The sequence below is a fragment of the Shewanella sp. HL-SH4 genome (assembly GCF_051164845.1).
Classification (GTDB): domain Bacteria; phylum Pseudomonadota; class Gammaproteobacteria; order Enterobacterales; family Shewanellaceae; genus Shewanella; species Shewanella glacialimarina.
Genome location: NZ_CP195037.1, coordinates 2,310,335 through 2,325,342, shown reverse-complemented (window position 1 = coordinate 2,325,342; position 15,008 = coordinate 2,310,335). Strand labels below are relative to the sequence as shown.

General features: G+C 42.0%; 15 protein-coding genes. 7 read left to right on the top strand and 8 right to left on the bottom strand.

Going from position 1 to position 15,008, the window contains the following annotated elements; all coding sequences use genetic code 11:
- The first annotated feature begins 43 nt into the window (after nt 1–43).
- From ACRWQL_RS11165 to ACRWQL_RS11155, 3 genes are all read left to right on the top strand, one after another.
- Complete coding sequence (locus tag ACRWQL_RS11165; protein WP_434950001.1) at nt 44–691, top strand: hypothetical protein; 648 nt, start codon at nt 44–46, stop codon at nt 689–691.
- 109 nt (nt 692–800) lie between these two features.
- Entirely contained in the window at nt 801–1,265 is a 465-nt protein-coding gene (gene trmL / locus ACRWQL_RS11160) for a tRNA (uridine(34)/cytosine(34)/5-carboxymethylaminomethyluridine(34)-2'-O)-methyltransferase TrmL (RefSeq protein ID WP_434927467.1), read from the top strand.
- The gene (locus ACRWQL_RS11155; protein WP_434949999.1) at nt 1,262–1,594 is read left to right on the top strand and encodes a DUF2956 domain-containing protein; all 333 of its coding nucleotides are present in this window, start codon (nt 1,262–1,264) and stop codon (nt 1,592–1,594) included. The genes trmL and ACRWQL_RS11155 overlap by 4 nt, the downstream gene beginning before the upstream one ends.
- A gap of 172 nt (nt 1,595–1,766) precedes the next feature.
- On the opposite strand, the gene ACRWQL_RS11150 is transcribed toward ACRWQL_RS11155, so the two are convergent.
- From ACRWQL_RS11150 to ACRWQL_RS11120, 7 genes are all read right to left on the bottom strand, one after another.
- Complete coding sequence (locus ACRWQL_RS11150; protein ID WP_434949997.1) at nt 1,767–2,318, bottom strand: hypothetical protein; 552 nt, start codon at nt 2,316–2,318, stop codon at nt 1,767–1,769.
- A gap of 220 nt (nt 2,319–2,538) precedes the next feature.
- Nucleotides 2,539–3,975, bottom strand: a complete 1,437-nt coding sequence (locus tag ACRWQL_RS11145; RefSeq protein WP_434949995.1) for a M16 family metallopeptidase — start codon at nt 3,973–3,975, stop codon at nt 2,539–2,541.
- Nucleotides 3,976–3,980: 5 nt separating this feature from the next.
- Nucleotides 3,981–5,309 carry a M16 family metallopeptidase gene (locus tag ACRWQL_RS11140; RefSeq protein ID WP_434949993.1) on the bottom strand — a complete coding sequence of 443 codons (1,329 nt, stop codon included), beginning with the start codon at nt 5,307–5,309 and terminating at the stop codon, nt 3,981–3,983.
- A gap of 45 nt (nt 5,310–5,354) precedes the next feature.
- Nucleotides 5,355–6,635: an amidohydrolase gene (locus tag ACRWQL_RS11135; protein ID WP_434953367.1), complete on the bottom strand. Its 1,281-nt coding sequence runs from the start codon at nt 6,633–6,635 to the stop codon at nt 5,355–5,357.
- Nucleotides 6,636–6,806: 171 nt separating this feature from the next.
- Nucleotides 6,807–7,496, bottom strand: a complete 690-nt coding sequence (locus ACRWQL_RS11130) for a methyltransferase domain-containing protein (RefSeq protein ID WP_434949991.1) — start codon at nt 7,494–7,496, stop codon at nt 6,807–6,809.
- A gap of 30 nt (nt 7,497–7,526) precedes the next feature.
- The gene (locus ACRWQL_RS11125) at nt 7,527–7,898 is read right to left on the bottom strand and encodes a hypothetical protein (protein WP_434949989.1); all 372 of its coding nucleotides are present in this window, start codon (nt 7,896–7,898) and stop codon (nt 7,527–7,529) included.
- Nucleotides 7,895–8,509 carry a tRNA-uridine aminocarboxypropyltransferase gene (locus ACRWQL_RS11120; RefSeq protein ID WP_434949987.1) on the bottom strand — a complete coding sequence of 205 codons (615 nt, stop codon included), beginning with the start codon at nt 8,507–8,509 and terminating at the stop codon, nt 7,895–7,897. Before ACRWQL_RS11120 ends, ACRWQL_RS11125 begins: the two co-directional genes overlap by 4 nt.
- Before the next feature lie 84 nt (nt 8,510–8,593).
- Between ACRWQL_RS11120 and ACRWQL_RS11115 the strand changes: the two genes are divergently transcribed.
- Nucleotides 8,594–9,565, top strand: a complete 972-nt coding sequence (locus ACRWQL_RS11115) for a putative porin (RefSeq protein WP_434949985.1) — start codon at nt 8,594–8,596, stop codon at nt 9,563–9,565.
- A gap of 86 nt (nt 9,566–9,651) precedes the next feature.
- Here ACRWQL_RS11115 and ACRWQL_RS11110 read toward each other — a convergent pair whose 3' ends face one another.
- Nucleotides 9,652–10,851, bottom strand: a complete 1,200-nt coding sequence (locus ACRWQL_RS11110; RefSeq protein WP_226412669.1) for a multidrug effflux MFS transporter — start codon at nt 10,849–10,851, stop codon at nt 9,652–9,654.
- Between the two features lie 158 nt (nt 10,852–11,009).
- On the opposite strand from ACRWQL_RS11110, the gene ACRWQL_RS11105 reads away from it, so the two are divergent.
- The 3 genes from ACRWQL_RS11105 (at nt 11,010) to ACRWQL_RS11095 (ending at nt 14,669) form a co-directional block, all read left to right on the top strand.
- Complete coding sequence (locus ACRWQL_RS11105) at nt 11,010–11,984, top strand: LysR substrate-binding domain-containing protein (protein WP_434949983.1); 975 nt, start codon at nt 11,010–11,012, stop codon at nt 11,982–11,984.
- A gap of 174 nt (nt 11,985–12,158) precedes the next feature.
- A complete protein-coding gene (locus ACRWQL_RS11100) occupies nt 12,159–12,521 on the top strand; it encodes a hypothetical protein (protein ID WP_434927478.1) in 363 nt (120 codons plus the stop codon).
- Nucleotides 12,522–12,713: 192 nt separating this feature from the next.
- Complete coding sequence (locus ACRWQL_RS11095) at nt 12,714–14,669, top strand: methyl-accepting chemotaxis protein (RefSeq protein ID WP_434953366.1); 1,956 nt, start codon at nt 12,714–12,716, stop codon at nt 14,667–14,669.
- Nucleotides 14,670–15,008 lie beyond the last annotated feature (339 nt).

Sequence of the window (15,008 nt, the reverse complement as noted above, 5' to 3'; positions counted from 1 at the left end):
ATGTTATAAAGTAATATTATTTTGCTTTACGTTGGTTTTATCTATGAGAGTGAGCATAACTCATGCTGAACCATTTTACGTTGATGCCATTGAATACCCTCCCTATTTAATACAGCAGCAAACTGATAAGGGCGAAGCATTCGCCAAGCTATCTCAAGCCATGACATCATCGGGTTTCGAGGTGATGGCAAACTTTTTATCTTCCGCCAGAGTACATAAAAAATTAGTTAATCAGGATTGGTGTGCCAGTTTTATTCCGCCATTTAAAACAAAGAAAAATCATAAACTTGTTCCATTATACGATGACATTTTAGAACTGAAATTACATCGATTAGTGCAATCGAGCCAATTTACAGGTGATAAGATTGAAGGGATGCGTATTGCACAACTTCGGATGATGCAACCTAAAGGCGTTATCAAACAATTCTCTGATGCTGGTGCGGTATTATTTGATATTGAGTCTATTCAACAAGGTACGCATTTACTGATAAAAAATCGAGTCGATTATGTCTATGCCGACTTACGTGCTATTACATTCGCAGCAAACCAGCTTGGTATTCCTATAGAGCAAATTCAAAGTTCGACCACAGTGTTTAGAAAATTTCCAATAGGAGTATGGATTAACACTCAATGCCCTATAAGTCAGAAAGTACTCAATCATTTAGGCTCCAAAGGATTTAAAGCGATATAGTCAACTGCCCTGCAGAATCAAAATCAAATAATATCAAACTGAGTAATTTAGCTGATTTGTCGCTTCGCTAACGCTATAATGCACCGTTATTTTTTTCAGGTAGGTCACCATGTTCCATATCGCACTTTATGAGCCAGAAATCGCCCCAAACACGGGCAATATTATTCGTTTATGTGCCAATAATGGTACGCAACTTCATCTCATTGAGCCTCTCGGTTTCGACTTAGAAGAGAAAAAGCTACGTCGCGCAGGTTTAGATTACTCCGACCTAACCCGAGTCACCCGCCATAAAAATTACCCAGACTTTTTAGTCGCTATGGCAGGTAAACGTATTATGGCGTGCACCACTAAAGGCAGTCGCCCACACACTCAAATTGCTTTTGCCGAAGATGATGTTTTATTATTTGGCCCAGAAACTCGCGGCTTACCCATGGACATTATTAATGCGACGCCATTAGAGCAGCGTTTGCGCATTCCTATGACTGCCAATAGTCGCAGCTTAAATCTTTCTAATTCAGTAGCGATTATTAGCTATGAAGCCTGGCGACAGCTCGATTTTGCAGGCGCAGAATGAAGCAATCCAGCTCAAACGAAACTCAAGAACAAGCATTAACCATTGCCAAGTCGACCCAGAAAGAAGGTCAAACTAAAGCACAAACTAAGCTTATTGCTAGCGGTATTGAAAAAGGCATTACTGAATATAAAAAACAGCATAAAGCCAAAGCAAGACAGAGTGATAAAGCACGCAAGCAGCAAGTTAAATCTAAGCAAAAAATACAACACGATGAGCCTGAGTTTGAATTAGAGTTTACTGAATCAACCCAAATGACGCCTATAGTATGGGCGTTAGTTTGCGCATTGGGCTTAAGTTGGTTAGGTTTTGCGTTGTACTTTTTTAGCTAGGCTCAGCTTTACGACCTACTCAGTTTTACGGACTACCAAATTTTACTAGCGACTAAGTTTTACTGGGTAGGGTTCACCGACTAAAACTAACTGACTAAGTGACTAACTTATTGACTAGCATAGCTAGATCGTGGGGATATGGCATACCAAACTTGCATCGGTTTTATATCGTTTATTGCGCAGATTTGTGCCTGTCCACTGCCATCAAGCTTATCCCTCTTACGACTTGATAACTGTCACTATCATCATCTAGAAAATGGGCGCTTTGCTGCCATAACCAGTGTGTCTTGTTGTTAGTTTGCTGCTCATCAAAGGAAAGCCGTATTAACGCTGGACGCTGTTTAATTTCACCCTTACCTAGAAAAGTAAACCCATCACCTTGCTGGTATAAGGTAAATAGTTGGCTAATGTCTGCATTAATACCATCAGAATAAATCAGCTCTATCTCATTGCCTCGCACACGAAACCACCAGGTCTCACTATTACTGAACCGTGCACCTTGGCTAATACTAATATACATATTATTGTTATCGGCAGAACACAGCACTGAGGTAGTCACCTGTTTTGATAGGCCGTTTGGATTTGCTGCGCTGCCTTGCCACTGACCACTTATTAACGGGCAAAGTTGCCCAAGCTGCACTTTATTGGCCAAAGCAGGCGCACAATGCAGCGTAATAATGCCAAATAGAATACAGGTTATCGATTTAAAGCAGTTCAATATCATCTTGTTTAAAGTCGGTTGATTGTTGAAAGTAAAGCGCGAGTGTATATTTCACTGATTGCCATATTTGACCCGTTTTTAGCGCCTAAGGCTTGGGATACACTTATTTAATCGCCCCCAAGATAATCAACTCAAAATATACACCTGATAAAACAAAAGACCCACTCAATCGTGGGTCTTTTTTAGTTTGGCTATTAATTACAGCTCAATTCACCACCCCAAATTACTGACCAAAACCACTGTCTTTTATATCAACCTTGGTCACGTCGCCATACTGAGCGGCAATATCGGCAATTTTTTCAGCATTACCAATCAACACATATTGTAAGTTCTGTTGAGGGAAATACTGCTTAACTAAACGCTGGGTTTCAGCAATGGTTAACCCATCAACTTTAGCTTGAAATTGATTAATAAAATCATCATTAAAGCCATATAAATACATCTCTGACATTAAGCCCGCTAGCTGACTGGCGGTTTCAAACTTAGGCGGAAACTGCCCTTTAACATAAGCTTTAGCTGAATCTAATGTCGCTTGATCGATACCTTTTTCCCACAATCTTGCATAGGTTTTTAAGGCTAAATCAATGGCTTCTTTGGTGGTTTCAGCTTTAGTAAAGGTACTAATTTGAAATACTCCAGCCTTTGAGAACGGCACAAAACCAGAGCGCGCACCGTAGGTTAAGCCAGCATTAACTCTAAGCTCATCATTTAACCATGAGGTAAAACGACCGCCTAAAATGGTATTCACTACCGTTAAGCCAACGTAATCAGGGTTATCGTAATTTATGCCCATGCCACCAAACACAAAAGTGGTTTCAATTGCATCAGGCTTATCCACCAGCAACACGCGGCTAGCACCCATTACAGGTACAGCTTGAGCTAAATCGGCTTGCACTGCGACTTCAGTATTTTGCCATTGCCCCAAAGCTTGCTCTAACTTAGCTTGCATCTGCTGTGGGTCAAAATCACCGACAACACTGATTGCTACGTTATTAGGTTGATAGAAACCCTGATGAAACGCTCGTAGCTGCTCAATAGATAATTCAGCAATAGACTCGCTGCTACCTGAACTTGGGTTAGCATAAGGATGGTCACCAAAAACTAGCTTATTAAAGTAACGGCCAATCACAGCACGCGGACTTTCCTTTTGTTGCGACAAACCCACAATTTCACGTTGCTGTAATTTAGCAAATTCTGCTGTATCAAAGTCAGGAGATAACAATACATTGCTAAAAATAGGCAGTACCTTATCCAGATCTTTACTCATAAAGCTGGCATCAATATAGCTGCCCTCTTGATCTGCACCGGTATTCAAACTGGCACCCATAAAATCGAGTATTTGTTCAATATCGGCTTTTGACTGACCCGCCGCACCTAGCATTAAACCTTGGGCTGTCATGCTGGCTAAACCAGAGGTGGTGTCATTCACTGCACCGGCTCGCACCACGGCATTGATTGTGATTAATGGCACTTCTTTTTGCACCATTAAATTCACTTTAAGGCCGTTAGATAAACTCACCGTTTGATACTGAGGTAAGCTAAAGCTGCCTGTTTCGACTACATTGGCCACAGTACTGTTACTTGTAGTAGCGCAACCCGCTAATGATAATGCACTGACAATAGCCAGGGCCGACAACGACATTTTAATTGTTTGTTTCATAGGTCTCATTTGTCGCTCTCCTCTGTAGCCGCCAACACACCGACGGTACGATTAGCGCGAATTAAATAGGTTTGCGCCACACGCTTGATATCTTCTGGGGTCACTGTGTTATAACGCTCTGGCGCATCGAATAATTTATCAAAACTGCCAAAGTACATCTCATAAGTCCCTAGCGTGTTGGCTTTGCCGTTTATGGTTTCCATGTCACGATAAAAATTGATTAACTTAATGTTTTTAACTTTTTCTAACTCTCCAGCGGTGACACCTTGGGTAGCGACTAAGTTAATTTGCTCTAGTAAGGCAAGCTCCAGGGTACTGGCTTCAACGCCTGTGTTAGCAACACCTAAGATGTAAAACAAGTTAGGGTCGAACGACATTGGCATGTACGTGTCTGCCGATGTCGCCAGTTGCTTGTCTACCAAGCCTTGGTAAAAACGCGAGCTATTACCTTGACTTAAGATTGAGCTGAGTAAATCAAGCGCATAATAGTCAGCATGACTGGTGGCAGGAATATGGTAAGCCAACATCACATTTGGAGTACTTACCGACTCTTTCTTAACAAAAACGCGACGCTCACCTTGCTGTAATGGCTCGACTGTGCGAACGGCTTTAGGCGGTGCTTGTGCCGGAATAGGTGCAAAATACTTATTTGCTAATCGCTTAACTTCAGCCAGCTTTACATCACCGGCAATAACCACCACGGCGTTGTTTGGCGCGTAATAGGTTTTATGGTATTGCTGCAAGTCTTCTAACGTCCATGCGGCAATGTCAGACTCATAACCAATAACCGACCAGCTATAAGGATGGGCTGAAAATGCCACACCTTTTAACGCTTCTTGTATGGTGCGCCAGTTAGAGTTTTCAAGCCCTGTTGTGCGCTCTGACTGCACCACGCCACGCTCACTCTCAACCATTTCAGGGTTGATATCTAAATTAGCGATACGGTCGGCTTCTAAATCAAACATGGTTTCAATGGCATTGGCGGGGAACCAGTCGGTATACACTGTCATGTCTTCAGTGGTGTAAGCATTATTTGCCCCACCAGCAGCTTCCATAGTGCGGTCAAACATTTTCGGACCAAACTTTTTTGAACCATTAAACATCATGTGTTCAAAAAAGTGCGAAATACCGGTAATACCAGGTACCTCATTGCGCGAGCCAACTTTCCAAAATAAGTACATATTGGCATTAGGTATAGAGCTATCCTCTAATACCATAATTTTCATACCGTTATCTAAGGTAAAACTGTCAATATCTTTGGCGGTAGTGGCATCAGCACTTGATGTGCCTAAAATGCCTGCCAATAACATTAACGCGGTTAACGTCCGTTTCATATTTCGCTCCTTTGAGCTATTTTAACTATCAATGTTGAATAAATTTTACTCTGCTGCACCTAATGCTGTAAGCGCAATTTGTGTCATAGTTTGTACACCGACTTTCAAAGCGCTTTCATCCACATAAAATGCAGGTGAATGGTTACTGGCGACTTGGCTTAAGTCTTGGTCATGTGGAGTTACACCTAAGAAGAAAAATAACCCTGGGGTTTCTAATGCGTAATAAGAGAAGTCTTCTGCACCGGTAATTAAACCGGGTTCGATAAGCATTTCTTCGCCGACAACAGATGCAATTATAGGACGCATTTTACTGACTAACTCAGGATTATTCACCGTTACTGGATAACCTGCATCAATAATGGTTTCAGCACTTGCGCCCACTGTTTTAGCAGCATTGGAGGCTATATCAGCTAGCTTGACCTTAATGGCAGCTCGCATGTCTTGATCAAAGGTGCGGATGGTGCCAATTAACTCAACGTTATCAGGAATAATATTAGAGCGGATCCCGCCATTTATGGCCCCAAAACTCACCACGGCTGGCGCTTTAGTGATATCAACCTGGCGACTAATAATAGTTTGTACGCTAGTGATAATTTGCGCGGATGCCACAATAGGATCAACCCCGCCCCAAGGACGTGAGCCGTGGGTTTGCTTGCCTGTGACATTAATGGTGAATGAATCTTCGCTGGCCATGGCTGGCCCTGAACGTAATCCAATCACACCCGTAGGTAAACTTGAGGTCACGTGCATACCGAATACTTGATCAGGTTTACGTTTAGCAAATAAGCCTTGCTTTAACATCAACTCAGCTCCGCCCTCTTCACCCTCAGGTGCGCCTTCTTCCGCGGGCTGAAAGATAAACATTACATCTCCCGCTAGGCTATCTTTTACTTTTACCAGACTTTCGGCGACACCCATTAACATAGCCACATGGGTATCATGACCACACGCATGCATTACACCAACCTTTTGATCTCGATAAGTATCGGTAACTTTGGATGCAAAAGGTAAATCAACTACCTCAGTAACCGGTAGCGCATCCATATCGGCACGTAAACCGATTAACGGCCCTGGCTTACCCCCTTTTAAGATGGCAACTACGCCAGTATGTGCAATACCCGTTTGGACCTCTAGCCCTAAAGACTTTAGATGTTTTTCAATGACTTTACTGGTACGAAATTCACGATTAGATAATTCAGGATGTTGGTGTAAGTCGCGGCGCCACTCAATAACTTTTGCTTCTACATCTGCAGCAAGCTGAGCAGCATTGGGTTGGCCGGCAAAGGCTGGTACTACTAATAAACCTGTAGTTAAACTTACCGTCATAGTGGTAATGAACTTAGCAATTGATGTAAGGCGCATGATTAATCCGTTTAATTATTATAATTGGACAATTAACTTACCTTTATTTTGCTAAATTGTTAAATTTTTTGAGGGTGGCCGACTCAGAACAATTGTATCTATTTGTTTGCAGTAATGAGTCGCACCCTAAACAAATTAGTTAGAGTCAGCGGATTCTGGCAAATGAAACATTACCACGTCATTCTCGATCACTTCGAGTTGCCATTGATACTGTTTCGCAATCCATTCAAAGGTCGATAGGCTATAAAAATTAATATGAGTAGGATCAAACTTGTAATGCCAGTCTATAAAACCTGCAATACCCTTTACTCGCTTAGTCATAATAGCCAGCTTGCCTGAAGGATTTAGCAGGCCTTGTAGTTGCTTAAATATTGCTTGGGGATTAGCAATATGCTCCAGCACTTCGGTCATGGTGACAAAGTCATATTGCTGCTGTAGTAGGTCATGGTTAGGGAAATAAAATAAATCATAATTACTCACCTCAACACCTTGCTGCGCTGCCATTTGGCTAAGCACAGCACCTTCCCCACAGCCAAAGTCTAAGCCCTTGGCGTTGGGGTTAACCCGAGCGAGTAATGGCGTTAAGGTACGAGATAGAAAGCGTTGATAACCCGCATCGGCAAAGTCATTGTGGTGACAATCATAGTGGGCTTTTTCTGCGGCTTTATCTAAATAAAATGACGCAGGTACAGTAACCAATTCACATCGCTTGCATTGAAAGTAGCTACGGTCTTTATCTTGGTGAAAAAACACCACTTCAGTGTGGTGACATAATGGGCAGCGTTCTGGCGCAACAACAGTATTAACAGCTAAATCTACTGACATGAAAGACACTCTATTGGCTCAACACTTAGACTACTTTTCTTCACTAATTTGTTTTTCTTTAGCGGCGGCTTCTTGTGCTTGCTTTAAATATTTATTTTCGCGCTCAGCACGATCATCAAACTGTATTTTAGCCTTTTCACGTTGCTCATTCTGCCACTCCCCAGACTCTTGGCGCGACAACACATCTTGTTCGCGTTCAGCGGTAGCTTGCGCTGCAACACGCGCCTTGTCTAATTGCGATTGCGCTAACTTTTCAGAATCAATGCGGCCTTGTTCAGCTTGTTTTTCTAATGACATTTTTTTGCGCGGTTTTTCAGGATCGATTGGCTTAATGACATCATTTGCAAACGCGCTAGAGGTCAAGATAAATACCAAACACAATCCTAATAATAAATACTTCATTTTACTTCCTTGTCATTTAATTGATAACGGGCTTTGATGTTTTCAGGCATGGCGCTCAATCTATGTTGCACCATAGCATCAAAAACGGCAAACAAAGGCTCTGTGTTTAAGGTTTTATCTAGCGCCGACAATAATAAAGCCGTAGCCTCTAAGGTAGATAAACTATCAGGCCGTTTTGCTTTGCGAATAATATAATTTGATGCGTGTTCAACATTTAAATGAATAGAGGGGTAGTTTTGCAGCCATGGATTAGACTGGAGTATTTTATAAGCTTTACGCCAAGTGCCATCCAGTAAAATAATGATGCAATCGGCCTGAGCACCCGATTGCGACACAGTTTGGCTTCTGCCACTTGGATACACCACATATATCGGCTTGGAGGCTTGGGCTAGGTAAGCTTGTAACTCAATAAAATCTTCTGCGGTTTCACCTACAAACACCTGTATATTTGGCATAACTAAACGCATTAGCCGAACGGTATTTTTAGCATGATTAACTTCACTTTCATGCTGCATCACAATGACATTTGTGCGCGCCTGTAACGGACTAATGGCATGGCACACACATGCTGTTTGTGGGTAATCACAGACGGTACAATAAGTTCTTTTCATCTTAAATCAAACCTGTTGCTTGAATACAGGAAACCATATAACATCATATTTTTACAATACTTTTACCATATCAAGGATGAATAAATGACTAAGACAAGTTTGTCTTTAGCACTAATGCTGGCATTGATCAGTTCGAACTCGTTCGCAGAAACCGCTGACGCTTTTCAACATGAAGCCGAGTTAGGCTTTCTAGACTCTAGTGAAAACTCTGATGGCTTACTCAATCTCAATTATAGTTATTATTTTGAGCCCGTTAATCAAGCTGACGTTCCTTACGCACTGGCGCCTTTTCTCAATCAATATTCTACCATTTCAGCTCGCTATGCCGTAACCGATTACCAAGATTTATATAATATTGCGGGTGAATACGTCTTTGACTCTAAGTTTTTCATTGGTGGGGACTATACTAGAAATACCACTGAAGGCATTACGCTATTTAACTCTGATGATAGCTCAAATTTTTACGGTGTTAATCTAGGCTACTACTTTACGAAACAGTCAAAATTAACCTTGGCATACTTATGGAACTCTGATGATGTAGCTGAACAGTATGACGGTAGATACTATAGCGATGAGAATAAATACGGCCTTATCAAGCTTGATTACCAGCATTATCTACCTTTTGAGTCGACCTCAGGGCTGATGTTGAATGGCTTTATACTGCATTCATCATTTAAAAATAACAGCGATTACACTTTCGTTTTAGAGCCAGATGACCACATCTCATCACGCACCTCTCACAGCGAAAACTCAGTAACGGTACTCGGTGTTAACGCTGATTGGTATATAACGGACTCTTGGTCAGTGGGCGGACTGTATACTCATTTCAATAGTGATTATGATATGGATGGCATAAATATTATTACGACACCTGATACTGTAGTTAATGATAATTATAGTTTCAGTGACTCAAACTCAAATGATACATATTCGATAAACACCCGCTATTTCTGGCGTTTCTCAAATATTTTCTCTGCTAAAGCATCTCTTGAGCAGACTTTTGTAGATTCTGATTCTCAGACCTCATTTGGTATCGCCATTAACGCTCGATTCTAAAACCTAATGACCTAGATCCAAAAAGCCCATTACTTTACTAATGGGCTTTTTTGCTTCATAAGCAATCAGTGCATATGCCTATTCAATTAAGCATGCTGCTCTTGGTGCCAATGATTAAAACGTTTCATGCCCATCATCAGCAACAACACACTGCACAATCCCCCCATTAATAAGGCTATTGCATAGGGCGCTGGAATATCAGTTAATTGAATAAGTGCGGTTAATATCGCTGCGCCGCTCATTTGAATACAACCTAGCATGGCCGTTGCTGTACCCGCACGCTCACCAAAGCCTGCCAATGCCATGCTAGTCGCTGGGCCAAGTAACGCCGCAAAGCCTACACATAACAACATCATGGGTAACATAAACCCAAAACCTGCCGCTAAGCCAGTTTGTGGGCCCACTAACTGCATCACCACTTCAATCGCCGCGGCTGCAACCATAAAATTAAGTGCTACAACCACACCAGCACGATTACCGATGCGCTTCACTAATATCGGCGCAGCAAAACAAGCCGCAACATTCACTACGGCATTAAGACCAAATAAGGCACTGAACGTTAGCTCAGAAATACCTAAACGACCAATTAACCACACTGGGGCATAAGACACATAACAAAGAATAGAAGCCATTGCGACCATACAAGCCGAGGCATAAAACATGAAATGACCATCACTTAACACCGGCTTATAGCGTCCCCAACGGTATAATTTACCTGAGGTATCAGTGTTAAGCGGTCGAGTTTCAGGAAATTTAAAGCCAACAATAAACAACACGATAATGGCGTATAACGCCATAAAAATAAAGGTCGAACGCCAACCAAACTGCAGCGCCAATAATCCACCTAATGTAGGCGCAAGTGCGGGCACCACACAAATAGCGCCATTAAGGTAACTGTAAATCGAGCCACTTTCTTTATTGCTGTAGCAATCACGCACCGCACTAAACACTACAATAGACGTTGAACACGCGGCTAGCCCCTGAAATACCCTTGCAAGTTGCAATAACTCAAACTCAACCGCATAAGCCCCCAGAAAGCTACTGACGCCATAAAGCACAATACCAAAAATCGCAATCGGTCTGCGGCCAAAACGATCAGCAAGTGGGCCAATCAGAATTTGTCCAACACCCATCGCAAATAAAAACAACACTAACGTGGATTGCACCTGGCTGTCTGACACACCGTACTCTAATGCCATGGTTGGCATAGAAGGCAAATAAATATCAATCGCTAAAGGGCTTAGCAGCACCATCAACATTAATAACGGTAATAGATTACGTTGCATCAAATTTCTCACTCGATTTATAGATTAACCACAGACTTCAATGTGTCTCACCTCAATCGTTATTTCTTATTGAGGTTAATTAGTAATATTAGCGCATTAGTGGTATGACAAGAAATGATATAAAATCCATAATGAATTTCCAAAAAGGAATAACTGCTGTGAATTTAGACAACCTTGCCCGCATTGATTTAAACCTGCTGGTTACTTTACAAGTATTATTAGAAGAACAAAGCGTGACCCGTGCAGCTAATCGGCTGCATTTAAGCCAGTCTGCATTAAGTAAAAGCTTAAACCGATTGCGTGACACCTTAGACGACCCATTATTTCAACGCACAGCCCACGGTTTAAAACCAACTGCCCATGCACTGGCATTAGGCAAAGTGTTACCACAAGCTTTGCAAAACTTGTATCAGTTAACTTTACCACCTAGTTTCGAGCCCGCCACCAGCCCGCGCCACTTTGCTTTTTCTATGGTTGAAAGTGCTTATGAAACATTAATTCCCTACTTTATCGGTTCACTGCTACAGCAAGCTCCCCAATTAAAGCTAGACACCTATGGCTGGACAGAGAAATCAATTTACGACTTACAACACGGCCAAATAGATTTCGGTATTGCGGGTAGAGATTTACATCCCCAATCACAGTTTAAAGTGGATGATCTTGCTGACGGTCTTGAATACCAAACCTTGTTTAGCGATAGGCAAGTCTGCTTAGTGCGTAAAGATCACCCTATTTTATCTGTATTACAACAAGGTCACTGGCATCAAGAGGCGTACCTTGCCATGAGTCATGTACAAGTTCGCTGTGAAGGTAACGACTGGTGGGCATTAGATTACTTTCTCGCAAATAGTAATTATCATCGCCGAATATCCACAACTGTACCCGACTTTTATGGTGCGGCCAGTATTTGCGCCCATACCGATTTGATTTTCACTTTACCATCCAGTTTTGCGCACCATGCACAAAACCTATATCCATTAGTGCAAATTCCTCTACCCTTTGAGTTTATGCCGATGACCTATGTTTTGCTTTGGCACGAACGTAATAATCAAGACCCTGGACATGAATGGGTGAGACAAATGATTGTTAATAGCATCCCCAAAGATCTCAAAGCATCAGCCCATACTGAATAAACAAAAACCAAATACACAAAGACCTGCAGTTATAAACATCCGCAGCAAGCAACCATGTCACGTTAAACGGAAACATTAACTCACTTTAACGTGACATATTATGTCGTAAAGCGGCACACTAGCCTTTCAGTCTTCATTATTATTTATATGGACTAATCATATTCAGGAGCCATCATGCAATTTAATCAATCATTTCGCGCAACTAATTTGAAAAACAACTTAACCGCAATGAACCCACTTTTGGCATTAGTGGCCTTTATTGGTCTATCATTAATTGCCATGGTATTGCTGCCATTTATTTTGTTATTTTTATTGCTGAGCTTCATTACTTTTCAGCTACTAGGTCGTAAAGTTATTATCCCAAAAATGAAGCGTGCTTTTGAACAATCTCAGCGCCAACAAGGTCACACATACGGAAGCGATGCTGATATTCAACGCGAACCTACTGCACCTTATGCTGATATGTTTTCGCCCGCGGGGAAACATCAAAACAAGCCAAACCAAGGTGGACGTACGTTTGAGCATCAAGCAGACTAATCTAATATTGAATCAAATGAGGATGTAATAATCCTCCCCCGATGTCACTCCCCCCCCCTTTTAGTGACATAGGGGAGTTAACACATCATTAAGCTACACCGCAATCAAGACTATATTTACAGCGAACACAGAACTGTAATATTAATGCCATATGCTGCTTTTATTCATGCCATTTATGTGAGTATTAGCCCCTTGAAAATATCCACTCTATCTTTAGGCGCATCAGCGCTATTACTGCTGCTGGCAGCGTTGCTAGCAACAACCGTTTTATGGAGCAATCAACAGCGACTAGTCAGTGAACAACTGAATCAAGACTTACAAAAAATCCAGCATAGTTTCCAATATGGCATCAGTCGCAATATCGATAAATACTTACAAACAGGTCAAACGAATTACCTTGAACAAGCGCGTAATGACATTACTAAAATTAATGCAGACATTACTCAGTTACACCAAGTTCATCCTTACCTAAACAGTGCTTCTTTAACCACATTGATGACGCAATTAATTAGTGATTTAGACACTAAGTATCGCGCAGCGGGTAAGCTAGCAGGTAACCCAAGACAATTATTGGCATTCTCTGAATCAGAAATGCTCGACTACAGTCGTAACTTAAGCCGCTACGCCCAATCAGCTTCGCAAGACATTCACGACCTCAATATCGCACAGCAATATCTCGCGCTTAGTGTTGAGTTACCCAGCTTAGTGTATACATTGTCTCAGCAAACCCAGGCGATATTAATCGACAAAGATAGCGGCGTGGCTAACAACCTAAATTTTTCTATCAATGCCCTAAACCTGTGGCACGATAAATTAGATAAGCTGCCTTTGTTGGGCATTTACCAGACCGAAGAAGCGGATGAATTTGCCTTAGGTGATGATGAGCCTACCCAAATTGAAACAGGCGAAACGCCACGGGCAGAGTTACTCAGTCTGACACAGCGCTACGGTAAGGAGGTGGCGAATACTGAGCAGATGTTGACAGAAAATCAGCGAGTACAAGGCGCATTAATCAAAGCTACCAACCAGGTAGAGTATCAGCTTGTCGCATTAGCAAGCACCCAGCAGGCAACTGACCAGCAATTAAAAGTTAATTTACAATGGCTGCTTTATAGCATGGTAACCTTGCTGGCACTCTTTTCAATCGGTTATTTCATCTTGCAGCAGCGCCGCGTTGTTGCGCCATTAAAACAATTGAACCGTGCTTTCTCATTATTAAGTGAATCGAATCAAAGGGAACCGCTTGCGGTGAATAGCCAGTGTGAAACCGGGCAAATCGCCGCGCACTTTAACCAACTATTACAACGTTTTGAGCAAGAAGATAATAAACAAAAACACAATATGGCTAAGGTGTCGCAATCATTAAGTGATTTAGTGGCAAGAATTGGCTCATTATCAAACAGCACCCAACAAACTCAAACTGTGGTACAACAAGCACAAGGTCAAACCGCGGATTTAATTGAACTAGCCAATCAAGTCAACCAATCGTCTAGCGCATTAACGGTCAATGCCCAGCAAACCATGAACGACATGCAAGCCAGTCAATTAGAAGCCCAAGAAGTCCTGACCGCCACTAACCATACATTACACACGGTCACTCAATGTAACCATTCATTATCACAACTCAGTACCTCTGTGAGTGATGCTGCTAAAATTGTTGATGTGATTGGTAACATTGCCGAACAAACCAACTTATTGGCATTAAATGCAGCTATTGAGGCAGCAAGGGCTGGCGAGCAGGGACGAGGATTTGCGGTTGTCGCTGATGAGGTGCGTAACCTGTCACAACGCACTCAGGTATCGCTAAAGGAAATAATGGCAATTCTCACCCAACTTACCCAGTCAAATAGTGCACTCAGTAGCAGTGTCAGTGATATAAGCACAGCATCAGCGCAACAGAAAACCCGCGCACAAAGCTTACTTGCCGTTGCCCAGCAAGTTCAACAACAGGCCAATGTTATGCTCAACAGTGCCAGCCAAGGCAGCGAGTTTGCCAAACAGCAGGTGCATCATCTTGATGAGTTTGTTATTGCCATGGAAAACTTAATGCAACGTGCCAAGCATGCATTTGAACAAAGTGAAACCATTGCATCACAAGTGAATAATAGTGTCGATAATATTGAGCAAAGCCTTGGAATTACTAGTTAGAGTTAAGGGGCAAGAATCATCAGACTGATCTAATCCTGTTACTGATATAACAGGATTAGCGATTGGCATCGTTAAACATTGAAAATACGTCGATAATATAAAGAGCTCTCGTGTTATGTGATACCTCTTTACAAAGCACATGCGCCAAACGTTATACATTGAAAGCGTTAATTTAACCTCAACTCGGGTAGAGATGCATTCAATTAGCTAAATTAAACACGTTTAACCTACTTGCCATTTGTTTTGAAAACAAGGCGCATTAACACGTCAACAGCCTGCCTATCGCACGTTAATGTCACGCTATTAGCAAGAAAAAGGGCTATTTGTTAAGTGTTTGCT

Bases quoted from the DNA above. Each gene is read 5' to 3' on its own strand.
- trmL (WP_434927467.1), top strand. From the start codon at position 801: ATGTTCCATATCGCACTTTATGAGCCAGAAATCGCCCCAAACACGGGC.
- ACRWQL_RS11155 (WP_434949999.1), top strand. From the start codon at position 1,262: ATGAAGCAATCCAGCTCAAACGAAACTCAAGAACAAGCATTAACCATT.
- ACRWQL_RS11120 (WP_434949987.1), bottom strand. From the start codon at position 8,509: ATGAAAAGAACTTATTGTACCGTCTGTGATTACCCACAAACAGCATGT.
- ACRWQL_RS11125 (WP_434949989.1), bottom strand. From the start codon at position 7,898: ATGAAGTATTTATTATTAGGATTGTGTTTGGTATTTATCTTGACCTCT.
- ACRWQL_RS11130 (WP_434949991.1), bottom strand. From the start codon at position 7,496: ATGTCAGTAGATTTAGCTGTTAATACTGTTGTTGCGCCAGAACGCTGC.
- ACRWQL_RS11100 (WP_434927478.1), top strand. From the start codon at position 12,159: ATGCAATTTAATCAATCATTTCGCGCAACTAATTTGAAAAACAACTTA.
- ACRWQL_RS11135 (WP_434953367.1), bottom strand. From the start codon at position 6,635: ATGACGGTAAGTTTAACTACAGGTTTATTAGTAGTACCAGCCTTTGCC.
- ACRWQL_RS11140 (WP_434949993.1), bottom strand. From the start codon at position 5,309: ATGAAACGGACGTTAACCGCGTTAATGTTATTGGCAGGCATTTTAGGC.
- ACRWQL_RS11165 (WP_434950001.1), top strand. From the start codon at position 44: ATGAGAGTGAGCATAACTCATGCTGAACCATTTTACGTTGATGCCATT.
- ACRWQL_RS11115 (WP_434949985.1), top strand. From the start codon at position 8,594: ATGACTAAGACAAGTTTGTCTTTAGCACTAATGCTGGCATTGATCAGT.
- ACRWQL_RS11145 (WP_434949995.1), bottom strand. From the start codon at position 3,975: ATGAAACAAACAATTAAAATGTCGTTGTCGGCCCTGGCTATTGTCAGT.
- ACRWQL_RS11150 (WP_434949997.1), bottom strand. From the start codon at position 2,318: ATGATATTGAACTGCTTTAAATCGATAACCTGTATTCTATTTGGCATT.
- ACRWQL_RS11110 (WP_226412669.1), bottom strand. From the start codon at position 10,851: ATGCAACGTAATCTATTACCGTTATTAATGTTGATGGTGCTGCTAAGC.